This is a genomic window from Pseudomonas sp. NPDC089407 (assembly GCF_044900445.1).
Lineage (GTDB): Bacteria > Pseudomonadota > Gammaproteobacteria > Pseudomonadales > Pseudomonadaceae > Aquipseudomonas.
The window spans coordinates 1-22,663 of sequence record NZ_JBJDNB010000028.1; the positions used below are offsets into that span (position 1 = coordinate 1).

Below are 22,663 nucleotides of genomic sequence, written 5' to 3' on the forward strand. Positions count from 1 at the left end.
AATTTTGGGCAGGTCACGCAAGGTTTTCTTTTTGGTTGGCATACATGCACCTCTTACTCATGTTATGCCCGAACACAAAATTTCTGACACCCTCCTGAAATCTCTGGGGCTGCTGTGCAGCCCAATCGCCGGCAAGCCAGCTCCCACAGATATTTCACAGGCCCAGAGTGGGCCACCGTACCTGTGGGAGCGGGTTTACCCGCGAAGAGGCCGGCACAGGCGAAAAATCGGCCCCCTGCATTTCCCCCGGATTGGCCATTTGTCATCAGCCCCTCAGGGCCTAACCTGCAGGCATCTGCCCTCCAGGAAAAAGCCCATGAAACCCTTAGCCATCTTCCTTTTCGCCCTGCTCGCCGCCCAGACCCCAGCTTGGGCCCACGGCGATGTCGCCGACCAGGTCAAGGTCCTGCAGCAACAGCAGCCCTCCAACGCCCCAGGTAAAACCGCCGTCATGCTCACCGTCAGCTACGCCCCCGGCGAAGCTTCACCCGCCCACCAGCACCCAGGCGCCGTCATGGCCTACGTACTGGAAGGGGCGGTGGTATCGAAGCTGAATGACGAGCCGGAGAAAACCTACAAGGCCGGAGAATACTGGTACGAAGCACCCGGCACCGTGCACAGTGTGTCGCGCAACGCCAGCAAGACCCAGCCAGCCAAGCTGCTGGTCTGGAGCCTGGTCGATCAGGGGCGCGAAGTCACCATACCCCTTTCGGCAACCGGTTCAGCACGCTGAGCCTGAGCCAGGCCGCTGGATACTGCCTCGATCAAAGCCTCATCGTGTACCTGACAAGGCGCAACCTCAACGTTGCTGGTATAGAACGGCGGTAGGCGTTGTGCCAGTTGGGCTACAGCCTTGGCGGTGCAGCCGGCAGGGAGCATTACGTACTGCAGGCTGGAAGGAAATGACGGTAGCGTGTGTCGTTCTACAGTGGAGCCATATGCGCCCAGCGTCATGACTGCTTCGCTCTCGGCGGGGTTTGGAAAGCGCAACAGGATGAACGTGCAGTGACGTGGGTGAGGCAGGTATTGAAGCGCTTCGTCTCGAACAGCCGATTCTTCGTAGTTCATCAGTCGCCAGCGCAAAGCAGCGTAACTGCGCGTGGTCTCCATGAAAGCAGTACGTATGGGGGAGCGCTGTTCTGCCCCGGCCAGGCACGCCAGTAGATTGCCGAACGGGTCCAGCATGGCTACGGCATTACCCGATACGCTCTGCAGGGCAGTGTCCAGCAGCGGTTCGGCCAGTTCGAGGCCAGGTATGCGCGGGTTTTCGCTTTTTACGCGCAGGCTCCACCGGCTCAGGCTTTCCAGGGCTTGGCGTACCGTGCTCAAGGCGGGCAGGGTGGCCGGGTCTTTCAACGCAGAAGGGGTCAAGCCCGTGCTGCTGCTTTCGTCATGCACCAGGTTGACGCTGGCTTCGAATACGGAGCGGGTAAGGCTCAGGGTCGCTGCGTCGATGCATTCGCCAGCATAGACTGGCCCGTTCACTGAACCCACGTAGCCACGGTCCCACGGGGTGCCAACGGCGTAGTAACCCCACCTGGCTTGTGCGCGCAATCGCGGCCCTGCAGGCAAGCTTGGGAAATCGAAGCGGCCGTTATAATTGATTCCGGCAAAGCTATCGTGCGCACTTACCGCTACGTTGAAGCCGGCCGTGATCAACGCCCCCGCGCACATTGCACAGGGGTCGAGTGACGTAATGACGGTCAGTTCATGGGTGGGGGGAAGGCCAAGTGCGTGCTGATTGTCATAATACCAGTCGACCAGTTGCCGTTCGCCGTGTGCCGTCGGGTCATGGAGCCGGTAGGGCGGTTGTGCCTGGCTCCCCGCGAAGGGCTTGAGCACCTGATTGTGCAGGGCGACCACTATTTTGCCAGTGGCGTTTTCGATGATGCAGCCGCCCACTGCAAAGGTGCCCTGGTGGTCGGCGAGCAGGGCTTGCCGGGCGCTGATGGCCACCGCTTGCTGGGCGTCGAGGGCGAAATCGTTGGCTGACATGCAGGCTTGTACTCGTCAAAAGGTTTAGACGATACAGTAACCATGAGTTCGTGGGCGTAAAGGAAGCCCACAAAAAAACCTCCAAATGCTGACGCACCTGGAGGTTTCAGTATTTGGCTCCGCGACCTGGACTCGAACCAGGGACCCAATGATTAACAGTCATTTGCTCTACCGACTGAGCTATCGCGGAATCTGCGCGTATCTTACTGATTATCTGGGGGAAGTCAAGCCGCCCCCTGACAAATCAAGCAGTTACAGCACTTCCACGATGGCCTTGGTGACCACGTGAATGTTGCTCTGGTTCAGCGCGGCCACGGCGATGCGGCCGGTGTCCAGGGCGTAGATGCCGAAATCGTTCTTCAGGCGGGCGACCTGCTCTACGGTCAGGCCCGAGTAGGAGAACATGCCGACCTGGCGACCGACGAAGCTGAAGTCGCGGGTGGCGCCGTATTCGGCCAGCAGCGAAACCATCTGCTTGCGCATGCCGTGAATGCGCTCGCGCATTTCGGCCAGCTCGGTTTCCCACATCTGGCGCAGTTCGGCGCTGTTCAGCACGGTGGCAACGATGGTTGCGCCGTGGGTTGGCGGGTTGGAGTAAGTGGTGCGGATCACGCGCTTGACCTGCGACAGCACGCGGGTGCTCTCGTCTTTCGAGGCGGTGACCACCGACAGTGCGCCCACGCGCTCGCCGTACAGCGAGAACGACTTGGAGAACGAGCTGGAAACGAAGAACTCCAGGCCGGACTCTGCGAACAGGCGCACGGCGAAGGCGTCTTCGGCGATACCGTCACCAAAGCCCTGGTAGGCCATGTCGAGGAACGGTACGTGGCCCTTGGCCTTGACCACTTCCAGCACGTTTTTCCAGTCTTCCAGCGTCAGGTCGACGCCAGTCGGGTTGTGGCAGCAGGCGTGCAGTACCACGATCGAGCCGGATGGCAGGGCGTTGAGGTCTTCGAGCATGCCGGCGCGGTTGACGTCGTTGGTCGGCGCGTCGTAATAGCGGTAGGTCTGCACCGGGAAGCCAGCAGATTCGAACAGTGCGCGGTGGTTTTCCCAGCTCGGGTCGCTGATGGCAACCACGGCGTTCGGCGAGATACGCTTGAGGAAGTCGGCACCGATCTTCAGTGCGCCAGTACCCCCGACGGCCTGCACGGTGACCACGCGGCCAGCGGCCAGCAGTGGCGATTCGGCGCCGAACAGCAGCGTTTGCACGGCCTGGTCGTAGGTCGCGATACCGTCGATCGGCAGGTAGCCGCGCGAGGCGTGCTGGGCAGCACGCTGGGTCTCGGCTTCGATCACGGCGCGCAGCAGCGGAATGCGGCCTTCCTCATTGCAGTACACGCCCACGCCCAGGTTGACCTTGTCGGTACGTGGGTCGGCGTTGAATGCTTCGTTGAGGCCCAGGATAGGGTCGCGGGGTGCCAGCTCGACAGCGGAAAACAGGCTCATTGTTACTTCGGCTCTGATTGGAGAGTGATAGGGCGTACACGCTCCAGCCGAATGCACTGAAGCGGTGCACAAACGGGGAGTCAGTATAGTGATACCGACCGGTCACCGCGACACTCTGGCGCACCTTTTGCGGCGATTTGCGCAAATATTTTTTGACCATTGGTCTAATTGCCCGGTCCACCGTAATACCCGTTGACAGGTGTACCTTGAAAGCGCCCCCTGGCGGGCGCATTTGCGTATAGACTACTGGCTAAATTTACAGTTGCTGCAGCACCGCGAGGTCCGTCATGTCCGAGTTTCAGCTCGTCACCCGTTTCCAGCCGGCCGGCGACCAGCCCGAGGCCATCCGCCAGATGGTCGAAGGCATCGAGGCGGGGCTGTCGCACCAGACGCTGCTCGGGGTGACCGGCTCGGGCAAGACCTTCAGCATCGCCAATGTCATCGCACAGGTGCAGCGCCCGACCTTGGTGCTGGCACCGAACAAGACCCTGGCCGCGCAGCTGTACGGCGAGTTCAAGGCATTTTTCCCCCACAACGCGGTGGAGTACTTCGTTTCCTATTACGACTACTACCAGCCGGAAGCCTACGTGCCGTCGTCGGACACCTTCATCGAGAAGGACGCCTCGATCAACGACCACATCGAGCAGATGCGCCTTTCGGCGACCAAGGCGCTGCTGGAGCGGCGCGATGCGATCATCGTCACCACCGTGTCGTGCATCTATGGCCTGGGCAGCCCCGAGACCTACCTGAAAATGGTCCTGCACGTCGACCGCGGCGACAAGCTCGACCAGCGCGCGCTGCTGCGCCGCCTGGCCGACCTGCAATACACCCGCAACGAAATGGACTTTGCCCGTGCCACCTTCCGCGTGCGCGGTGATGTGATCGACATCTTCCCGGCCGAGTCGGACCTGGAGGCGATCCGCATCGAACTGTTCGATGACGAAGTGGAGAACATTGCCGCCTTCGACCCGCTGACCGGCGAAGTTTTCCGCAAGCTGCCGCGGTTCACCTTCTACCCCAAGAGCCACTACGTCACCCCGCGGGAAACCTTGCTGGAGGCGGTGGAGGGCATCAAGGAAGAGCTCAAGGATCGCCTGGAGTACCTGCACAAGGCCAACAAGCTGGTCGAAGCCCAGCGCCTGGAGCAGCGCACCCGCTTCGACCTGGAAATGATCATGGAGCTGGGTTACTGCAACGGCATCGAGAACTACTCGCGCTACCTGTCCGGGCGCCCGGCCGGGGCTCCACCGCCGACGCTGTACGACTACCTGCCGCCCGATGCGCTGCTGGTGATCGACGAGTCCCACGTCAGCGTGCCGCAGGTCGGTGCCATGTACAAAGGCGACCGCTCACGCAAGGAAACCCTGGTCGAGTACGGCTTCCGCCTACCGTCGGCGCTGGATAACCGGCCCATGCGTTTCGACGAATGGGAAGATGTCAGCCCGCAGACCATCTTCGTCTCCGCCACCCCGGGGCCCTACGAGGCCGAGCACGCCGGGCGCGTGGTGGAGCAGGTGGTGCGCCCGACCGGGCTGGTCGACCCGCAGGTCGAGATTCGCCCGGCGCTGACCCAGGTCGATGACTTGCTGTCGGAGATCCGCAAGCGTGTCGCCGCGGGCGAGCGGGTACTGGCTACCACGCTGACCAAGCGCATGGCCGAGGACCTCAGTGATTACCTGGCCGATCACGATGTGCGGGTGCGCTACCTGCATTCGGACATCGATACCGTGGAGCGGGTGGAGATCATCCGCGACCTGCGCCTGGGTACCTTCGACGTGCTGGTGGGGATCAACTTGCTGCGTGAAGGTTTGGACATGCCTGAAGTGTCGCTGGTGGCCATTCTCGATGCCGACAAGGAAGGCTTCCTGCGCTCCGAGCGCTCGCTGATCCAGACCATTGGCCGTGCGGCGCGTAACCTCAATGGCCGGGCAATCCTGTATGCCGACAACATCACCGGCTCGATGCAGCGCGCGATCGACGAAACCGAGCGCCGCCGCGAGAAGCAGATCGCCTTCAACGAAGCCAATGGCATCGTGCCCAAGGGTGTGGTCAAGGACATCACCGACATCATGGAAGGCGCCACCGTGCCCGGCGCGCGCAGCAAGAAGCGCAAGGGCATGGCCAAGGCGGCAGAAGAGAGCGCCCGTTACGAAGCCGAACTGCGCACGCCGGGCGAGATCACCAAGCGTATCAAGCAGCTGGAAGAGAAGATGATGCAGTTTGCCCGCGACCTGGAGTTCGAGGCTGCGGCGCAGCTGCGCGACGAAATCACACAACTGCGCGAGCGCTTGATCACCAGCTGATTCTCTTAGCGGAAGTACCGCTACCCTCAAGGGCTGCGCGGTCCCTGTAGGAGCGGCCTTGTGTCGCGATAGGGCTGCGCAGCAGCCCCGGAAATTTCAGCTTAAGGCACAAATCCTGGGACCGCTGCGCGCCCCATCGCGACACAAGGCCGCTCCTACAAGAGACCGCGCAGCAGCTGAAATTGGCTTAATGGGCTTCCCCGGCCTTCACCCCCTGCGGCAACTTGCGGGTCAACAACACCGCCACCATGCTCACCGCCAAGCCAATGCCGACAAAATGGAAGGCATCGTTGTAAGCCATGATCAACGCCTGCTGGTGGGTAATCTCACTCAATTTGCCCAGTGCTGCATTGTCACTGCCTAAACGCTCCGCCAGTTGCGCCAGGCGCTCCGCCACCTGCGGGTTGTTCGGCACCACCGCTTCGCGCAGGTAATCGAAATACACCTTGGTCCGCGCATCCAGCAGGGTGGCCAGCAAGGCAATGCCAATTGCCCCGCCCAGGTTACGCAGGATATTGAACAGGCTCGACGCCGACCCGGCATCCTGTTGCTGGATATACGCCGTGGCAATCAACGAAATGGTCACCATGATCATCGGCTGGCCAAGCGCGCGGATGATCTGGATCTGGTTGAACTGTGGCCCGGCAAAGTCCGGGTTGAGCAGCCCCGAGCCGAAACTGGCAGCGCCGAACAGGCAGAACCCCAGCGCACACAGCACTTTGGGCGCAATCACCTTCATCAGCTGCGGCACCAGCGGGATCAGGAACAGCTGCGGAACCCCCATCCACATGATTACCTCGCCGATCTGCAGCGCGTTGTAGCCCTGCACCTGCGCCAAGTACAGCGGCAGCAGGTAGATCGACCCGTACAGCCCCACGCCCATGCCCAGACTGGCGATGCTCGAAAGGCCGAAGTTGCGGTTGCCGAGAATTCGCAAATTGATCAACGGGTGTGGCTTGGAAAACTGCAGGATCACAAAGGTGATCAGGCTGACCAGCGCAACACTGCCCAGGCCGACGATCAATTGCGATTCCAGCCAGTCCTTGCGGTGGCCTTCTTCCAGAAACACCTGCAGGCAGCCCAGGCCCACGCCCAGGGTGATGATGCCCGCGTAGTCCGTGCTTTTCAGCAGCTCCCAGTGCGCCTCCTTTTTTTCCAGCCCGTACAGCAAGCCAGCGATCATCACCAGGCCCGGCGGGATGTTGATGTAGAAGATGTACTCCCAGCCCCAGTTCTCGGTTAGCCAGCCACCCAGGGTGGGGCCGATGGACGGGGCGAAGGTGGCGGTCATGGCGAACATCGCCATGCCCTTTGCACGGTGGTGTTCGGGCAGCTTGATCAGGGTCAGGGTGAAGGCCAGCGGGATCAGCGCGCCGCCGGTAAAGCCCTGCAAGGCGCGGAACAGGATCATGCTTTCCAGGTTCCAGGCCATCGAGCACAGCAACGACGACAGCAGGAAACCGGCGGAAACCCACACCGCCAGCCGCCGCGCCGACAGCAGCTGCACCAGCCAGGCGGTCAGCGGGATCATGATGATTTCCGCCACCAGGTACGAGGTGGAAATCCACGAGCCTTCTTCCAGGGTGGCCGACAGCGCGCCCTGGATGTCCTTGAGTGAGGAGTTGGTGATCTGGATGTCCAGTACCGCCATGAAGGCGCCGAGCATCACGCTCATCACTGCGATCCAGTCGCGACGGGTGGGCTCCGCCGTGGGGCGCAGCAGCTGATCACCGGCCATCGTGGCCTTCGTCCTGGTTGCGCAGGTCGACAGTGGCGGTGACCGACATGCCCGGGCGGATGCGCCCATGCAGGGGGTTGTCGGCGCGGAAGGTGAGCTTTACCGGGATGCGCTGTACTACCTTGGTGAAGTTGCCGGTGGCGTTGTCCGGCGGCAGCAGGCTGAACTGCGCGCCCGAGGCGGCGAACAGGCTGTCGACGCGGGCTTCGATGGGTGTGTCGGGGTAGCTGTCGAACAACAGTTCGGCGCGCTGGCCCGGCTGCATGTGGCCAATTTGGGTTTCCTTGAAGTTAGCCTGCACCCAGATGTCTTCGTCGGGCACGATCGACAGCAGGTAGGCGCCGGCCTGCACCACCTGGCCATTGCGCGCATTGCGCTGGCCGATGGTGCCGCTGATGGGCGCGCGGATTTCGCAGCGGGTCAGGTTCAGTTCGGCCTGGGCCAGGTCGGCGCGGGCGTTGGTGATTTGCGCATCGAGGCGCTTGAGCTCGGCATTCAGCGCGTTGACTTGCTGGCGCTGGCTTTGCAGGTCGGCGCGAGCTTTGTCCACCTGGGAGCCGGCGACATGGCTGTCGGCCGAGAGGGTGGTGACCCGCTCTTCGGAAACATAACCCGGCTTGCGCAGTTTTTCTGCGCGGCTCAGGTCCAGCCGTGAGCGGTCGAAGGTGGCCTGGTTGGCCGCCACCTGGGCCTGACCGGCGGCGATCAGGCTGCCTTGCTGGGTCAGGCGGCTTTGCGCCTGGGCATACTCGGCTTCGCGGGTGGCCAGGGCAGCACGGGCGCGCTCGATCGCCAGCTCGAAATCGGCAGCCTCCAGGCGCACCAGCAGGTCGCCTTGGTTGACATGCTGGTTGTCCTCGACCGGCACGCTGTCGATTCGGGCGCCGAGCTGGCTGGAAATGCGGGTGATTTCGCCCTGCACGTAGGCGTTGTCGGTGCTCTCGTAGAAGCGGCCCTTGAAGTACCAGTGGGCCAGGAAGGCGAGGGCGATGATGGCCACCAAGGTGAAGAAGATCGCCAGGCGGCGTTTGAGTTGGGCAGGCATGGGGGCTAGGGTTCCAGAAATGTAAATAAATTTAACAGCGCCGCAGGGGCTGTCGACAAGTGACGTTCGCGCCATTGCTGGAGCCCGGTGCCCGCCACCTGCTACCATTCCGCCTTTGTTTCATCTTTCGTTCGAGACTCTCCATGACCACCGTACGCACGCGTATCGCGCCATCGCCTACCGGCGACCCCCATGTCGGCACTGCCTACATCGCCCTGTTCAACTACTGCTTTGCCAAGCAGCACGGCGGTGAGTTCATCCTGCGCATCGAAGACACCGACCAGTTGCGCTCCACGCGCGAGTCGGAGCAGCAGATCTTCGACGCCCTGCGCTGGCTTGGCATCGAATGGAACGAAGGCCCGGACGTCGGCGGCCCGCACGGCCCGTACCGGCAGAGCGAGCGTGGCGAGATCTACGCCAAGTACGCCAAGGAGCTGGTTGACGCCGGCCACGCCTTCTACTGCTTCTGCACCGCCGAAGAGCTGGAGCAGATGCGCGCCGAACAACAAGCCCGTGGCGAAACCCCACGCTACGACGGCCGCGCGCTGTTGCTGAGCGCCGAAGAAGTACAGCGCCGCCTGGACGCTGGCGAGCCGCACGTGATCCGCATGAAGGTGCCGAGCGAAGGTATCTGCGTGGTGCCGGACATGCTGCGTGGCGATGTCGAAATCCCGTGGGACCGCATGGACATGCAGGTGCTGATGAAGAACGACGGCCTGCCGACGTACTTCCTGGCCAACGTGGTCGACGACCACCTGATGGGCATCACCCATGTGCTGCGTGGCGAAGAGTGGCTGCCGTCGGCGCCCAAGCTGATCAAGCTGTACGAGTACTTCGGCTGGGAGCAGCCCAAGCTGTGCTACATGCCGCTGCTGCGTAACCCGGACAAGTCCAAGCTGTCCAAGCGCAAGAACCCGACCTCGGTCACCTTCTACGAGCGCATGGGCTTCATGCCTGAAGCGATGCTCAACTACCTGGGCCGCATGGGCTGGTCGATGCCGGACGAGCGCGAGAAGTTCTCGCTGGCGGAAATGGTCGAGCACTTCGACCTGTCGCGTATCTCGCTGGGTGGCCCGATCTTCGACATCGAAAAACTGTCCTGGCTCAATGGGCAGTGGCTGCGCGAGCTGCCCCTCGAAGAATTCGCCACGCGCCTGCAGAAGTGGGCGTTCAACAGCGACTACATGATGAAGATCGCACCGCACGTGCAGGGCCGGGTGGAAACCTTCAGCCAGGTTGCGCCGCTGGGCGGGTTCTTCTTCGAAGGCGCGCTGAAGCTGGATGCCAAGCTGTTCGAAAGCAAGAAACTGTCGGCCGACCAGGTGCGCCAGGTGATCCAGCTGATCCTGTGGAAGCTCGAAAGCCTGCGTCAGTGGGAAAAAGAGCGCATCACCGGTTGCATCCAGGCCGTGGTCGAGGCGCTGGAGCTGAAGCTGCGTGACGCCATGCCGCTGATGTTCGCCGCTATCACTGGCCAGGCGAGCTCGGTATCGGTACTGGACGCCATGGAAATCCTCGGCCCCGACCTGACCCGCTACCGCCTGCGCCAGGCCCTGGACCTGCTGGGTGGCGTGTCGAAGAAAGAAAACAAAGAGTGGGAAAAGCTGCTGGCGTCGATTGCCTGACAGCATTCCCCAAATCCTGTAGGAGCGGGTTTACCCGCGAATACGATGGTGCGTGCACCGCCGCATTCGCGGATAAACCCGCCCCCTCAGGGCTCACTGTTCCGCTTTTAGAGGGGGCAGGGCGGTAAGTGATTGTTATCTGTGAAAAATTTTTTGATTATTTTTGAAAATTCGTTTGACAGCCCTGCAATCCGATCTTAATATGCGCCCCGTCCACAGCGATGAACGAAAACGAAACGCCAGGCACCCAGCCAGCGATTCGGTTCAAAGCGACATTGTGGGGCTATAGCTCAGCTGGGAGAGCGCCTGCATGGCATGCAGGAGGTCAGCGGTTCGATCCCGCTTAGCTCCACCAAATTCCGCTTAGCAGCCATGGCTGGTAAGCAAGACCGGGTCCAGCAACCGGGTCTTGAAGGTAAGAAGGTTCGTCCCCTTCGTCTAGTGGCCTAGGACACCGCCCTTTCACGGCGGTAACAGGGGTTCGAGTCCCCTAGGGGACGCCAGTTTTGCACAAGCGATGTTTCATTATGTCGCTGGGCCGCGAGGCTAAAAATCCGGGGCTATAGCTCAGCTGGGAGAGCGCCTGCATGGCATGCAGGAGGTCAGCGGTTCGATCCCGCTTAGCTCCACCAATTTTGCCGCGGTTCGCGTAAGCGGATCGGCACGAAGGTTACGTCCCCTTCGTCTAGTGGCCTAGGACACCGCCCTTTCACGGCGGTAACAGGGGTTCGAGTCCCCTAGGGGACGCCACTTTTTCCTGCGTTTTGCAGGGCTTAAAAAGGCTCGTCGATTATTGATGAGCCTTTTGTTTCGGGGCTATAGCTCAGCTGGGAGAGCGCCTGCATGGCATGCAGGAGGTCAGCGGTTCGATCCCGCTTAGCTCCACCAATTTAAGTTCCACCAATTTAAGTTCCACCATTTCTGCCAGGGTTCACGCAAGTGGATCTTCGCGAAGGTTACGTCCCCTTCGTCTAGTGGCCTAGGACACCGCCCTTTCACGGCGGTAACAGGGGTTCGAGTCCCCTAGGGGACGCCATTTTTACCCGCGTTTTGCGGGACTTTGAAGGCTCATTCGATTATTGAATGGGCCTTTTGTTTTTCTACCCTCTCAAAAACTCCGCCGTCGACCAACGGACGCAGATTCTGCTTGCCAAAAAATATGATAGGAATAATATTTCGATCATCATATTTTTGCTTGGCGAGTGCCTTATGAGCGACAAGAAGAGCAGAACCCGCGAACGCATCCTGCAAGCGGCGCGCAGTGCGCTGATCCAGCATGGCCCGGCCGAGCCGAGTGTCAGCCAGGTGATGGGAGCTGCAGGCCTGACCGTAGGTGGCTTCTATGCCCACTTCGACAGCAAGGACGAACTGATGCTCGAAGCCTTCCGCCAGTTGCTGGGCGAGCGTCGGGAGCTGCTTGCCCAGGTCGACCCGAACCTTGATGGCGCTGAGCGCCGGGCGTTGGTCGGCGCGTTCTACCTGTCGCGCAAGCACCGTGACGCCGAAGTGCATGCCTGCCCGCTGCCCAACTCGCTGGGCGAGATGCAGCGCCTGCCAGAGGTATTCCGTGATGTGCTGGCCGAGCACATCGAACTGATGACCGCTGCCATGGTTGACCGCCCTGAAGATGCCGACAAGGCGCTGGCTGACCTGGCGCTGATGGTCGGTGGAATTGCCTTGGCGCGTGCTTTGGGTAGCAACGAACTTTCTGACCGTATTCTGCGCGCCGCCAAATCGGCGGTGGTATGAATACCTGGAGCATGGCGATGACCACGTTGAGCTGGATTCGCGGTGTCAATGGCACCTTGGGCCGCCTGGCCCCCGAGCATGTCGCGGGCAAGATGCGCCGTTTTTTCCTGACCCCACGCAACCTGCCGCCGCGCCAGTGGGAGTTGCCCATGCTGGCCAGCGCCGAGCGCATCACCCTGCGTTTTGGCCTGTCGGCCTTGCGCTGGGGCCAAGGGCCGACTGTGTTGCTGATGCACGGTTGGGAGGGGCGCCCGACCCAGTTTGCGGCCTTGATCGAAACCCTGGTCCATGCGGGGCACACCGTGGTCTCGCTGGAAGGCCCGGCGCATGGCCGTTCGCCGGGTGAGCAGGCACATGTGGTGCTGTTTGCCCGGGCACTGCTGGAAGCTGCTGCCGAGCTGCCGCCATTGCGTGCGGTGATTGGCCATTCGATGGGCGGTGCCAGTGTGTTGCTGGCCTTGCAGATGGGGCTGCGCACGGAGGCGGCGGTGAGCATTGCTGCCCCGGCGCGGTTGCTGGGCGTGCTGCGTGGTTTTGCCCATCGCCTTGGCATGCCTGCGCGGGCACGGGCGGCGTTCATTCGCCAGGTGGAGCGCGATGTGGGCATGCAAATTGCGCGGCTGGATGTCAGCGGTTACCAGTTGGAGTTGCCGGGGTTGGTGGTGCATGCCGCCGATGATGCACTGGTGTCGGCCGATGAGGCCCACATTATTCACAAGGCCTGGTTCGACAGCCGGTTGATGGTGTTGGAGGCGGGCGGCCATCAGCGTGTGCTGGCCGACCCGCGGCTGAGTGAAGCCGTGCTCGAATTACTGGCCCGGGCGGCTGCGCCCGCGCGGCAAAGCGCCTAGTTACAGGCCTGGCACGGTCGGTGTAGGAGCGGCCTTGTGTCGCGATTGGGGCGCGTAGCGGCCCCGACAGTCTGTGCAGAAGCTGAGATTTTGGGGCTGCTGCGCAGCCCATCGCGACACAAGGCCGCTCCTACACCGACCGCGTCAGGCTCACCAGGGCTGGACATTGCCCCGCAGGTCGCTGCTAAATTCCCTTTTGTGCCAAGGAAGCGAACATGAGCTGGGACCTGGCAACACCCTTCGTCATCGACCTGCGTGTCGGCAGCGAGGACATCGACGGCCTCGGCCACGCCAACAACGCGGTCTACGTAACCTGGCTGGAGCGCTGTGCCTGGCGCCATTCCCAGCGTCTGGGCCTGGACCTGGCCGAATACCGCCGGCTGGACCGGGCCATGGCCGTGGTGCGCCACGAAATCGACTACCTGGCCGCCGCCTACGAAGACGACGAACTGCAACTGGCCACCTGGATCATCGACTGGGACCAGCGCCTGCGCATGACCCGGCGCTTCCAGCTCAAGCGCCCGCGTGACGGCGTGACCCTGCTGCGCGCGCAAACCACCTTCGCCTGCATCGAGTTGTCCAGCGGCAAACCGCGGCGCATGCCGGCAGAATTCCTCGACGGTTACGGCCCGGCGCTGATCGGCGCCTGAAACACCGGCAATTTTTGCTAGACTGCCGGCTTTTTCCGCCGAGACCCCGACATGCAAATTGCCCTGGCCCCCATGGAGGGGCTGGTCGACAACATCCTGCGCGACGTGCTGACCCGCGTGGGCGGTATCGACTGGTGCGTCACCGAGTTCATTCGCGTGTGCGACCGCCTGTTGCCGCCTGCCTCGTTCCACAAGCTGGCGCCCGAACTGCGCCAGGGCGCGCTGACGGCTGCCGGGGTGCCGATGCGCGTGCAACTGCTGGGCTCGGACCCGGTATGCCTGGCAGAAAACGCGGCACTGGCCTGTGAGTTGGGTGCGCCGGTGATCGACCTGAACTTCGGTTGCCCGGCCAAGACCGTGAACAAGTCGCGCGGTGGCGCGGTGCTGCTCAAGGAGCCGGAACTGCTGCACGCCATCGTGCGTGAGGTACGCCGCGCGGTGCCGGCGCATATCCCGGTAACCTCGAAGATGCGCCTGGGCTTCGACAGCCCCGAGGGTGCGCTGGAATGTGCCACGGCACTGGCCGAAGGCGGTTCGGCGCACCTGGTGGTGCATGCGCGGACCAAAGCCGAGGGTTACAAGCCGCCGGCGCATTGGGAGTGGGTGGCGCGCGTGCAGGACGTGGTCAAGGTGCCGGTGTTTGCCAATGGCGAGATCTGGACCGTGGATGACTGGCGGCGCTGCCGTGAGGTCAGCGGCGCTGAACACATCATGCTCGGCCGTGGGCTGGTGTCGCGCCCGGACCTGGGCCTGCAGATTGCGGCGGCGCGTGATGGCCGCGAGTATCAGCCGATGAGCTGGGAGGACCTGCTGCCGCTGCTGCGCGAGTTCTGGCGCCAGGCCCAGGCCAAGCTGTCGCCGCGTTATGCGCCGGGGCGGATGAAACAGTGGCTGGCGATGCTGACCCGCGGTTATCCCGAGGCGGTGGTGTTGTTTGCCGAGTTGCGGCGGGAAGATGATTGCGCGCGGATCAGCCGGTTGCTTGGGGTTGATGCGGTTTCCTTTGAAGCTTGTATTGCCTGATGGGGCCTAATCGCCGGCAAGCCAGCTCCCACAGGAATGCTGCAGGTTTCGAGGCCTGTGGGGTCCCTGTGGGAGCTGGCTTGCCGGCGATTAGGCCATCAAACCCAACGCAAGAATCAAATTTTTTCTGCTTGGCCCTTGAAAGCTTTTACCCCGGCCATATCTCTTGAGTACGCGATGCCGAAGTCGGGTCGCGTAATGACTTACTTGCTGAATCTCAGGAGTTTATGACCATGACTACCGCTTTCTCTCTTGCTCCACTGTTCCGCCACTCCGTTGGTTTCGACCGTTTCAACGACCTGTTCGAATCCGCGGCACGTAACGAGGCCGGTAGCAGCTACCCGCCCTACAACGTGGAAAAGCATGGTGATGACCACTACCGCATCGTGGTGGCTGCAGCCGGTTTCCAGGAAGAGGATCTCGACCTGCAGGTCGAAAAAGGTGTCCTGACCGTTACCGGTGGCAAGCGCGACAATGGCGCCGCTGAAGTGACCTACCTGCACCAGGGTATCGCGCAACGCGCCTTCAAGCTGTCGTTCCGCCTGGCCGACCACATCGAGGTCAAGGCCGCCGGCCTGGCCAACGGCCTGCTCAGTATCGACCTGCTGCGCATCGTGCCTGAAGAAGCCAAGGCCAAGCGCATCCCGATCAATGGCGACAAACCAGCGCTGAACTGATCGCGTTGATGTGAAAAAGGGCACCTTCGGGTGCCCTTTTTTGTGCCCGTCAGCCATGCAACGCGGTCCCCCTGTAGGAGCGGCCTTGTGTCGCGATGGGGCGCGCAGCGGCCCCAAAATCTCAGCCCCAGCACAGATTGCCGGGGCTGCTGCGCAGCCCATCGCGACGCAAGGCCGCTCCTACTAGGACCGCGTCAGGTTCAGTAATCCGCCGGCGCCTCCAGCAACATCTGCCGAAACGCCTGCAGCGGCAACGGCCGGCTGTGCAGGTACCCCTGGTACAAGTGGCAGCCCAGCCGCTCCAGAAACTCCAGCTGTTCAGTCAGCTCTACCCCTTCGGCAATCACCGCCAGGTCCAGGCTGCGGGCCATGGCGACAATGGCGCGGACGATTTCCGCATCGTTGGGGTCGATCGGGGCATCGCGCACGAACGTCTGGTCGATCTTCAGCGCATCTACCGGCAGGCGCTTGAGGTACGTCAGCGAGGAATAGCCTGTGCCAAAGTCATCCATGGCAAAACTCACCCCGTAACGCTTCAGTTCGCGCATCTTGCTGATGGTGTCTTCCAGGTTCTGGATAACGATGCCTTCGGTAATCTCCAGCTTCAGCATCTGCCGCGGCAGGCGGTAGTCATCAAGGCTGCGCAGCACCCGCCCGACAAAGTCGTTCTGGCGGAACTGCCGCGGGCTGATGTTCACGCACAGGCTGAAATCGTCGGCGTCGATCAGCCCGTCGGTCAGCATGCGCGCGCAGGCATCGCAGGCTTCGTCAAGGATCCAGCTGCCAACTTCAAGGATCAGGCCGCTTTCTTCCAGTACCTGGATGAATTGCGCCGGCGGTTGCTGGCCCAGTTGCGGGTGGTGCCAGCGCAGCAGCACCTCGGCGCCGACAATGCGGTTGTCGCGGGCATCCACCTGCGGCTGGAAGTGCAGCGCCAGTTCGCCACGGGCCAGGGCCAGGCGCAGGTCGTTTTCCATGCGCAGGCGCTCGCTGGCGGCCTTTTGCATGGTGGTGTGGAACAACTGTGTGGTGTTGCGCCCGGAATCCTTGGCCCGGTACAGGGCAATATCGGCGCGCTTGAGCAGGTCCGCCGGGGTGGCACCGTGGTCGGGTATCAGCGCCACGCCGATGCTCGGCGTGACCTGCAAGCGCTGGCCATCCAGCGACATGGGTTCGGCTAGCAACTCGCGCAGGGTGTCGGCCAGTTCGCGGACTTTCTCTTCCACCAACTCGCGGCTGCCTTCCAGGCCGCTGAGCAGCACCACGAACTCGTCGCCACCCAGGCGTGCCACGGTGTCCTCCAGGCGCACGCTGGCTTCCAGGCGGGCAGTGATGATCTTCAGCACGGTGTCGCCCACCGGGTGGCCCAGCGAGTCGTTGATGTGCTTGAAGTGGTCGAGGTCGAGGAACAACAGGGCGCCACGCAGGTTGTGGCGCTTGAGCAGGGCGATCTGCTGGCTCAGGCGGTCCATCAGCAGGGCGCGGTTGGGCAGGTTGGTCAGCGGGTCGTGGTAGGCCAGGTGGCGGATCTGCGCCTGGGCGTTCTTCAACTGGCTGACGTCGCGGGCATTGAGCAGCAGGCATTCCACCTCGTTGAGGGTGATCGGCTCCACCGATACTTCCACGGTAAGGATGTCGCCGCGCTTGTTGCGCCCGAGCATCTCCCGGTGGTGCACCCGGCCGCGCTCGCGCAGTTCGGCCAGCAGCGCGCTGCGTTGCTTGTCGTCGGCCCAGATGCCGATTTCGTACACCGTGTGGCCGACCACTTCGGCGACACTGTACCCGGTCAGGCGGCAGAAGCCGTCGTTGATTTCCAGATAGCGGCCGCTGTGGCGCTCGGTGATGGTGATGGCGTCGGGGCTGGAGTGGAAAGCCTTGGCGAACTTCTCTTCGCTGGACTTGAGCGCGGCCTCGGCGCGTTGCTGCTGGGTGATGTCGCGCAGGGTGGTGACGCTGCAGGGCTGGTCGTCGACAGTGATCAGGCGGCTGGAAATCACGCAGGTCAGCGGCGCGCCCTTGCGGTGGTTGACCACCACGGCGACGTTGCTCAGGGCCTGTTCGCGAATCACCCGCTCGATGCGTTGCGCGCGCTCGATGGATTCGGCCCACAGGCCGATTTCCTCGGCTGTGCGGCCAAGTACCTGGTCGCTGCCCCAGCCGAAGGTCTGGGTGAAGGCCGGGTTGATCTCGATGAACTGGCCGGTGTCCTGGCGGGTAACGCAGATCGGGTCGGGGCTGACCTGGAACAGGCTGGCGAATTTCTCTTCCGAAGCGCTCAGGCGCTGCTCGCGTTCCACCTGGTCGGTGATGTCGAGCAGGGTGCCGGCCATGCGCAGCGGGTTGCCCTGTTCGTCGCGGTACAGCCGCGCGCGGCTTTCGATGTAGCGCGAAATGCCGTTTTCCAGCTGCACCCGGTAGGTGATCTGGTAGTTGCCGGCAGGCCCTTCACGCAGGCTGCGGTAGGCCTGACGCATGGAGTTGCGCTCTTGCTCCGGCACGCCTTCGAAAAACGCGTCGAACGATTCGTGAAAGGGGATCGGCGGCAGGCCGTGCAGCTGTGCGGCACGGGCCGAGCCGTAAAGCATGCCGCTGGGAATGTGCCAGTCCCAGGTGCCCAGTTGCGCCGAGTCCAGGGCCAGGTCCAGACGCTCCTGGCTGTCCTTCAAGGCCTGCTCGGCGCGCTTGCGCTCGGTGGTGTCGACAAAAGTGCTGATAAGGAAGGTTACGCCTTCCAGTTCGATGCCCTGGGTGCACAGAATACCGTCGTGAACCTTGCCGCTGGTGGCGCGGAACTGCACTTCCATAATCAGTGGGCCGCCGCTGGCGCGGGTCGACTCCATCACCTGGTGGCGCTGCTCGGGGTTGACCCACAGGCCCAGCTCCAGGCTGGTCTTGCCGATCACCTGGCTGCCGGGCCAGCCAAACATGTCTTCGAAGTGCTGGTTGACCTCGAAGATCATGCCGTCGTGGCGGCGGGTGAGTAAAATGGCGTTTGGGCTGAGGTGAAACAGTGTGGCGAAGCGCTTTTCCGAGTTGATCAGCGCCGTTTCCCGCTCGCGCTGGCGGGTGATCTCACGGATCACCCCGATCATCTGTGGCCGCCCGTGCTGGTCGTGGGTCAGGCTGCCGTTGATCTCCAGCCAGTGCAGGCTGCCGTCCGGCCAGCGAATGCGGTGGCGCATGGCCTGTTCCACCGGTTCGCCGTTGAACACGGCCTGGAACACCTGGCGCGTGCGGGCGCGGTCTTCCTCGGGCAGCAGGTCGAGGTAATCGACATCGGCAGGCAGTGGCCGCTGCGGGTCGAAGCCGAACAGGGCCTGGGTGCCCCGCGACCAGCTGACCCGGCCACTCTCGATATCCCAGAGCCAGGCACCCAGGCGCGCGCCGTTGAGCGCGGCCAGCAGCTGCGGGGCGTTCTGCCAGGCTTGTTCGGACTCCTGGGGGTCGGCCGCAGGTATTCGCGGCAGGCGCAAAAAGCGGTTTGCTGATTTGGGCATCGGTACCAGACCTTTGGCTATGACGCATCCATGAAGTGGAAATGCCGGGCTGACGGCCGGTCAGGCGGACCCTGCTTGGCTGTCGAGGAGGGCCATGAATGCCCTGGCCGCGTTCGACAGCGTTCGCTCTGTGTGCAGAATGTAGCCTAGCTGGCGCGACAGCTGTATGCCGGGCAAGGCGATGGGTGCAACCTGTTCGTCGAGCATGGTGCGCGGCAATACGCTCCAGGCCAGGCCGATCGACACCATCATCTTGATGGTTTCCAGGTAGTTGGTGCTCATGGCGATGTTCGGCGCCAGGCCCTGGCTTTCGAACAGGCGCTGGACAATATGGTGGGTAAAGGTGTTGCCACCGGGGAACACTGCCGGGTGGCGGGCCACGTCGGCCAGGCTGACAGCCTGGTTGCTGGCCAGCGGGTGCTCGGGGGCGGCGACGAAGTCGAGGGCGTCGTCCCACACCGGCACGGCCTTGACCAGGTGGTGCGGCTCGGGTGCCAGGGTGATCACGGCAATTTCGGCGCGGCCATGCAGAATCTCGTCGTAGGCCTGTTCCGAATCCATGAACTGAATATCCAGCGCCACCGCCGGGTACTCGCGGGTGAACGCTCGTAACAACGGCGGCAGGCGGTGCAGACCGATGTGGTGACTGGTGGCCAGGGTCAGGCGACCGCTTACCGACCCGTTCAGGTTGGTCAGTGCCCGCCGCGTATCATCAAGGACGTTGAGGATCTGGTACGCCCGCGGCAGCAGGGCGCGCCCGGCCTCGGTCAAGGTCACCTCGCGGCCCAGGCGGTCGAACAGGCGCACGTCCAGCTGCTGCTCAAGGCCCGCGATGCGTTTGCTGATAGCCGGCTGGGTCAGGAACAGACGTTCGGCCGCCCCTGAGAAGCTGCCGGTTTCGGCGATGGCGATAAAGGCGCTGAGGTTGGCCAGGTCCATGGTGTTGTATTCCTCTGGGTTATCCAAAGCATAAAAATTATGAATTTGAGTTATTCAATCTAACCCCATAGCATCGTCCATACAAGCCAAGGGGTTTTTGGCATAGAACGACGCTGATGAGGAACAGTCTGATGGCTGGCAAAACGCTCTACGACAAACTCTGGGAAGCCCATGAGGTCAAGCGCCGTGATGACGGCTCGTCCTTGATCTACATCGACCGCCACATCATCCACGAAGTGACGTCGCCCCAGGCCTTCGAAGGCCTGCGCCTGGCCAACCGCAAACCGTGGCGCATCGACACCAATATCGCCACCCCGGACCACAACGTGCCGACCACGCCTGAGCGCAAGGGCGGTATCGAGGCCATCGTCGACCAGGTGTCGCGCCTGCAGGTGCAGACCCTCGACGAGAACTGTGACGAATACGGCATCGTCGAATTCAAGATGAACGACGAGCGCCAGGGCATCGTCCACGTCATCAGCCCGGAGCAGGGTGCCACCTTGCCAGGCATGACCGTGGTCTGCGGTGACTCGCACACCTCCACCCACGGCGCCTTCGGTGCCCTGGCCCATGGCATCGGCACTTCCGAAGTCGAGCACGTGCTCGCCACCCAGTGCCTGGTCGCCAAGAAGATGAAGAACATGCTGGTGCGCGTGGAAGGCCAATTGCCGGCCGGCGTTACCGCCAAGGACATCGTGCTGGCCGTGATCGGCAAGATCGGCACCGCTGGCGGCAACGGCCACGCCATGGAATTCGCCGGCAGCGCCATCCGCGAGTTGTCGATGGAAGGCCGCATGACCATCTGCAACATGTCCATCGAGGCCGGCGCCCGCGTGGGCCTGGTGGCCACCGACGCCACCACCGTTGCCTACGTCGAAGGGCGCCCGTATGCGCCGAAGGGCGAGCAGTGGAAGCAAGCGGTCGAGTCGTGGAAAGACCTGGTGTCGGATGACGACGCCGTGTTCGATACCGTGGTCGAGCTGGATGCCAGCCAGATCAAGCCGCAAGTCAGCTGGGGCACCTCGCCCGAAATGGTCCTGGCCGTCGACCAGCGCGTGCCGGACCCGGCCGCCGAAGCCGACCTGGTCAAGCGTGGTTCGATCGAGCGTGCCTTGAAGTACATGGGCCTGACCGCCAACCAGGCGATCACCGACATCAAGCTGGACCGCGTATTCATCGGCTCGTGCACCAACTCGCGCATCGAAGACCTGCGTGCTGCGGCAGAAATCGCCAAGGGCCGCAAGGTCGCCACCAGCGTCAAGCAAGCCATCGTCGTGCCGGGTTCGGGCCTGGTCAAGGCCCAGGCCGAGCGTGAAGGCCTGGACAAGATCTTCCTCGAAGCCGGTTTCGAATGGCGTGAACCCGGCTGCTCGATGTGCCTGGCGATGAACCCGGACCGCCTGGAGAGCGGCGAGCACTGCGCGTCCACCTCCAACCGTAACTTCGAAGGCCGTCAGGGCGCCGGTGGCCGTACCCACCTGGTCAGCCCGGCCATGGCTGCCGCTGCTGCTGTAGCCGGCCACTTCATTGATGTCCGCGAGTTGATCCAAGGGAGCGCAGCATGAAAGCCTTTACCCAGCACACTGGCCTCGTCGCGCCGTTGGACCGAGCCAACGTCGACACCGACCAGATCATCCCCAAGCAGTTTTTGAAGTCGATCAAGCGCACCGGCTTCGGTCCGAACCTGTTCGACGAATGGCGCTACCTGGACGTTGGCCAGCCCTACCAGGACAACAGCAAGCGCCCGCTCAACGAAGAGTTCGTGCTTAACCACAAACGTTACCAAGGTGCCAGCGTGTTGCTGGCGCGGGAGAACTTTGGTTGCGGCTCCAGCCGTGAGCACGCCCCGTGGGCGCTGGACGAGTACGGCTTCCGCAGCGTGATCGCGCCAAGCTTTGCCGACATTTTCTTCAACAACAGCTTCAAGAACGGCTTGCTGCCGATCATCCTCAGCGATGAAGAAGTGGACGAGTTGTTCAAGCAGGTCGAAGCCAACCCGGGCTACCAGCTGACCATCGACCTGCAGGCGCAGGCGCTGACCCGCCCGGACGGCAAGGTGCTGCACTTCGAGATCGATGCATTCCGCAAGCACTGCCTGCTCAACGGCCTGGACGACATCGGCCTGACCCTGCAGGACAGCGATGCGATCAAGGCCTTCGAAGGCAAGCACCGCGCCGGGCAGCCTTGGTTGTTCCGGGATGCCTGAGTGATGTAATCGGGTTTGCTGGCCTCATCGCCGGCAAGCCAGCTCCCACAGGAATACCACAGGTCTGAAAACTGTGGGTTCCCTGTGGGAGCTGGCTTGCCGGCGATAGGGCCAGTAGAGACAACCCAAAACCAAAAGGATTGAGACATGACCAGCACCCAACACACCGACGTGGTCCAGCGCCAGTTCGGCGAACAGGCCAGCGCCTACCTCAGCAGCGCCGTGCACGCCCAGGGCAGTGAATTCGCCCTGCTGCAGGCCGAGCTGGCAGGGCAGGGCGCTGCCCGCGTGCTGGACCTGGGTTGCGGTGCCGGCCATGTCAGCTTCCACGTCGCCCCGCTGGTTGCCGAAGTGGTCGCCTACGACCTCTCGCAGTCCATGCTCGACGTGGTCGCCAGCGCCGCCGCCGAGCGCGGCTTGGCCAATATCACCACCGAGCGCGGCGCCGCCGAACGCCTGCCGTTCGCCGATGCCTCGTTCGACTTCGTCTTCAGCCGCTACTCGGCCCACCACTGGAGCGACCTGGGCCTGGCCCTGCGCGAAGTGCGCCGGGTGCTCAAGCCGGGTGGCGTGGCGGCGTTCATCGACGTGATGTCGCCGGGCAGCCCGTTGCTCGACACCTACCTGCAAACCGTCGAGGTGCTGCGCGACACCAGCCACGTGCGCGATTATTCCGCCGCCGAATGGCAACGCCAGGTCAGCGAAGCCGGCCTGCACGTGCGCAGCCACACCCGCCAGGCACTGCGCCTGGAGTGGAACACCTGGGTCGAGCGCATGCGCACCCCCGAGCCGTTGCGCGTGGCGATACGCCAATTGCAGCAAGCCATGGGCGAAGAAGTACGGCAGTATTACCAGATCGAGGCCGATGGCTCGTTCAGCACCGATGTACTGGTGTTGTGGGCCGAGCGATAAGAAC

The 22,663-nt window shown here is 62.8% G+C and carries 17 protein-coding genes and 7 tRNA genes; 17 read left to right on the plus strand and 7 right to left on the minus strand.

Translation table 11 applies throughout. The features are described from left to right. Positions 1-316 precede the first annotated feature (316 nt). Entirely contained in the window at positions 317-733 is a 417-nt protein-coding gene (locus tag ACI2KG_RS20365) for a cupin domain-containing protein (protein WP_404663052.1), read from the plus strand. On the opposite strand, the gene ACI2KG_RS20370 is transcribed toward ACI2KG_RS20365, so the two are convergent. The 3 genes from ACI2KG_RS20370 to ACI2KG_RS20380 all read right to left on the minus strand — a co-directional run bounded on the left by ACI2KG_RS20370 (position 682) and on the right by ACI2KG_RS20380 (position 3,444). Continuing rightward, positions 682-1,995, minus strand: coding sequence for a nucleoside deaminase (locus ACI2KG_RS20370; protein ID WP_404663053.1), 1,314 nt, complete (start codon positions 1,993-1,995; stop codon positions 682-684). The two genes, ACI2KG_RS20365 and ACI2KG_RS20370, sit on opposite strands and share 52 nt — an antisense overlap. A 114-nt stretch (positions 1,996-2,109) precedes the next feature. Continuing rightward, positions 2,110-2,185: transfer RNA gene (locus tag ACI2KG_RS20375), tRNA-Asn, on the minus strand. Between the two features lie 62 nt (positions 2,186-2,247). After that, positions 2,248-3,444 carry an amino acid aminotransferase gene (locus tag ACI2KG_RS20380; protein ID WP_404663054.1) on the minus strand — a complete coding sequence of 399 codons (1,197 nt, stop codon included), beginning with the start codon at positions 3,442-3,444 and terminating at the stop codon, positions 2,248-2,250. Between the two features lie 287 nt (positions 3,445-3,731). Between ACI2KG_RS20380 and uvrB the strand changes: the two genes are divergently transcribed. Further along, on the plus strand, positions 3,732-5,747 hold the full coding sequence (uvrB, locus tag ACI2KG_RS20385) for an excinuclease ABC subunit UvrB (protein WP_404663055.1): 2,016 nt from the start codon (positions 3,732-3,734) through the stop codon (positions 5,745-5,747). A gap of 187 nt (positions 5,748-5,934) precedes the next feature. Here the strand turns inward: uvrB and ACI2KG_RS20390 are convergent, their stop codons facing one another. Together ACI2KG_RS20390 and ACI2KG_RS20395 are read right to left on the minus strand one after the other, a co-directional pair. Next, positions 5,935-7,425: an MDR family MFS transporter gene (locus ACI2KG_RS20390; protein WP_404663113.1), complete on the minus strand. Its 1,491-nt coding sequence runs from the start codon at positions 7,423-7,425 to the stop codon at positions 5,935-5,937. A gap of 49 nt (positions 7,426-7,474) precedes the next feature. Next, a complete protein-coding gene (locus ACI2KG_RS20395; protein ID WP_404663056.1) occupies positions 7,475-8,530 on the minus strand; it encodes an HlyD family secretion protein in 1,056 nt (351 codons plus the stop codon). 143 nt (positions 8,531-8,673) lie between these two features. Between ACI2KG_RS20395 and gltX the strand changes: the two genes are divergently transcribed. The 12 genes from gltX to ACI2KG_RS20455 all read left to right on the plus strand — a co-directional run bounded on the left by gltX (position 8,674) and on the right by ACI2KG_RS20455 (position 15,105). Next, positions 8,674-10,155: a glutamate--tRNA ligase gene (gene gltX / locus ACI2KG_RS20400; RefSeq protein ID WP_404663057.1), complete on the plus strand. Its 1,482-nt coding sequence runs from the start codon at positions 8,674-8,676 to the stop codon at positions 10,153-10,155. Between the two features lie 279 nt (positions 10,156-10,434). Beyond that, a tRNA-Ala gene (locus tag ACI2KG_RS20405) sits at positions 10,435-10,510 on the plus strand. Positions 10,511-10,582: 72 nt separating this feature from the next. After that, a tRNA-Glu gene (locus tag ACI2KG_RS20410) sits at positions 10,583-10,658 on the plus strand. A gap of 53 nt (positions 10,659-10,711) precedes the next feature. After that, positions 10,712-10,787: transfer RNA gene (locus ACI2KG_RS20415), tRNA-Ala, on the plus strand. 42 nt (positions 10,788-10,829) lie between these two features. Then, a tRNA-Glu gene (locus ACI2KG_RS20420) sits at positions 10,830-10,905 on the plus strand. 62 nt (positions 10,906-10,967) lie between these two features. Continuing rightward, positions 10,968-11,043: transfer RNA gene (locus ACI2KG_RS20425), tRNA-Ala, on the plus strand. Between the two features lie 72 nt (positions 11,044-11,115). Beyond that, a tRNA-Glu gene (locus ACI2KG_RS20430) sits at positions 11,116-11,191 on the plus strand. 173 nt (positions 11,192-11,364) lie between these two features. Next, positions 11,365-11,904, plus strand: coding sequence for a TetR/AcrR family transcriptional regulator (locus tag ACI2KG_RS20435; RefSeq protein WP_400617735.1), 540 nt, complete (start codon positions 11,365-11,367; stop codon positions 11,902-11,904). A gap of 17 nt (positions 11,905-11,921) precedes the next feature. Then, complete coding sequence (locus tag ACI2KG_RS20440) at positions 11,922-12,755, plus strand: alpha/beta hydrolase (protein ID WP_404663058.1); 834 nt, start codon at positions 11,922-11,924, stop codon at positions 12,753-12,755. Between the two features lie 215 nt (positions 12,756-12,970). Next, on the plus strand, positions 12,971-13,405 hold the full coding sequence (locus ACI2KG_RS20445; protein ID WP_046617041.1) for a thioesterase family protein: 435 nt from the start codon (positions 12,971-12,973) through the stop codon (positions 13,403-13,405). A 51-nt stretch (positions 13,406-13,456) separates the two neighbouring features. Continuing rightward, positions 13,457-14,428, plus strand: coding sequence for a tRNA dihydrouridine synthase (locus ACI2KG_RS20450; protein WP_404663059.1), 972 nt, complete (start codon positions 13,457-13,459; stop codon positions 14,426-14,428). Between the two features lie 233 nt (positions 14,429-14,661). Then, positions 14,662-15,105, plus strand: coding sequence for an Hsp20 family protein (locus ACI2KG_RS20455; RefSeq protein ID WP_084785084.1), 444 nt, complete (start codon positions 14,662-14,664; stop codon positions 15,103-15,105). 200 nt (positions 15,106-15,305) lie between these two features. On the opposite strand, the gene ACI2KG_RS20460 is transcribed toward ACI2KG_RS20455, so the two are convergent. Then, on the minus strand, positions 15,306-18,602 hold the full coding sequence (locus ACI2KG_RS20460) for a PAS domain S-box protein (RefSeq protein WP_404663060.1): 3,297 nt from the start codon (positions 18,600-18,602) through the stop codon (positions 15,306-15,308). Positions 18,603-18,662: 60 nt separating this feature from the next. Next, positions 18,663-19,541, minus strand: coding sequence for a LysR family transcriptional regulator (locus ACI2KG_RS20465; RefSeq protein ID WP_404663061.1), 879 nt, complete (start codon positions 19,539-19,541; stop codon positions 18,663-18,665). A 131-nt stretch (positions 19,542-19,672) separates the two neighbouring features. Between ACI2KG_RS20465 and leuC the strand changes: the two genes are divergently transcribed. The 3 genes from leuC to ACI2KG_RS20480 all read left to right on the plus strand — a co-directional run bounded on the left by leuC (position 19,673) and on the right by ACI2KG_RS20480 (position 22,659). After that, on the plus strand, positions 19,673-21,106 hold the full coding sequence (leuC, locus tag ACI2KG_RS20470) for a 3-isopropylmalate dehydratase large subunit (RefSeq protein ID WP_404663062.1): 1,434 nt from the start codon (positions 19,673-19,675) through the stop codon (positions 21,104-21,106). Then, complete coding sequence (gene leuD, locus ACI2KG_RS20475) at positions 21,103-21,747, plus strand: 3-isopropylmalate dehydratase small subunit (protein ID WP_404663063.1); 645 nt, start codon at positions 21,103-21,105, stop codon at positions 21,745-21,747. Before leuC ends, leuD begins: the two co-directional genes overlap by 4 nt. 147 nt (positions 21,748-21,894) lie before the next feature. Beyond that, positions 21,895-22,659: a class I SAM-dependent methyltransferase gene (locus ACI2KG_RS20480; RefSeq protein ID WP_400617722.1), complete on the plus strand. Its 765-nt coding sequence runs from the start codon at positions 21,895-21,897 to the stop codon at positions 22,657-22,659. The last annotated feature ends 4 nt before the right edge of the window (positions 22,660-22,663 follow it).

Coding starts and splice junctions, on each gene's coding strand:
- ACI2KG_RS20480 (WP_400617722.1), top strand. CDS start 21,895: ATGACCAGCACCCAACACACCGACGTGGTCCAGCGCCAGTTCGGCGAA.
- uvrB (WP_404663055.1), top strand. CDS start 3,732: ATGTCCGAGTTTCAGCTCGTCACCCGTTTCCAGCCGGCCGGCGACCAG.
- ACI2KG_RS20370 (WP_404663053.1), bottom strand. CDS start 1,995: ATGTCAGCCAACGATTTCGCCCTCGACGCCCAGCAAGCGGTGGCCATC.
- leuC (WP_404663062.1), top strand. CDS start 19,673: ATGGCTGGCAAAACGCTCTACGACAAACTCTGGGAAGCCCATGAGGTC.
- ACI2KG_RS20395 (WP_404663056.1), bottom strand. CDS start 8,530: ATGCCTGCCCAACTCAAACGCCGCCTGGCGATCTTCTTCACCTTGGTG.
- ACI2KG_RS20455 (WP_084785084.1), top strand. CDS start 14,662: ATGACTACCGCTTTCTCTCTTGCTCCACTGTTCCGCCACTCCGTTGGT.
- ACI2KG_RS20465 (WP_404663061.1), bottom strand. CDS start 19,541: ATGGACCTGGCCAACCTCAGCGCCTTTATCGCCATCGCCGAAACCGGC.
- ACI2KG_RS20440 (WP_404663058.1), top strand. CDS start 11,922: ATGACCACGTTGAGCTGGATTCGCGGTGTCAATGGCACCTTGGGCCGC.
- ACI2KG_RS20435 (WP_400617735.1), top strand. CDS start 11,365: ATGAGCGACAAGAAGAGCAGAACCCGCGAACGCATCCTGCAAGCGGCG.
- ACI2KG_RS20450 (WP_404663059.1), top strand. CDS start 13,457: ATGCAAATTGCCCTGGCCCCCATGGAGGGGCTGGTCGACAACATCCTG.
- ACI2KG_RS20460 (WP_404663060.1), bottom strand. CDS start 18,602: ATGCCCAAATCAGCAAACCGCTTTTTGCGCCTGCCGCGAATACCTGCG.
- gltX (WP_404663057.1), top strand. CDS start 8,674: ATGACCACCGTACGCACGCGTATCGCGCCATCGCCTACCGGCGACCCC.
- leuD (WP_404663063.1), top strand. CDS start 21,103: ATGAAAGCCTTTACCCAGCACACTGGCCTCGTCGCGCCGTTGGACCGA.
- ACI2KG_RS20380 (WP_404663054.1), bottom strand. CDS start 3,444: ATGAGCCTGTTTTCCGCTGTCGAGCTGGCACCCCGCGACCCTATCCTG.
- ACI2KG_RS20365 (WP_404663052.1), top strand. CDS start 317: ATGAAACCCTTAGCCATCTTCCTTTTCGCCCTGCTCGCCGCCCAGACC.
- ACI2KG_RS20445 (WP_046617041.1), top strand. CDS start 12,971: ATGAGCTGGGACCTGGCAACACCCTTCGTCATCGACCTGCGTGTCGGC.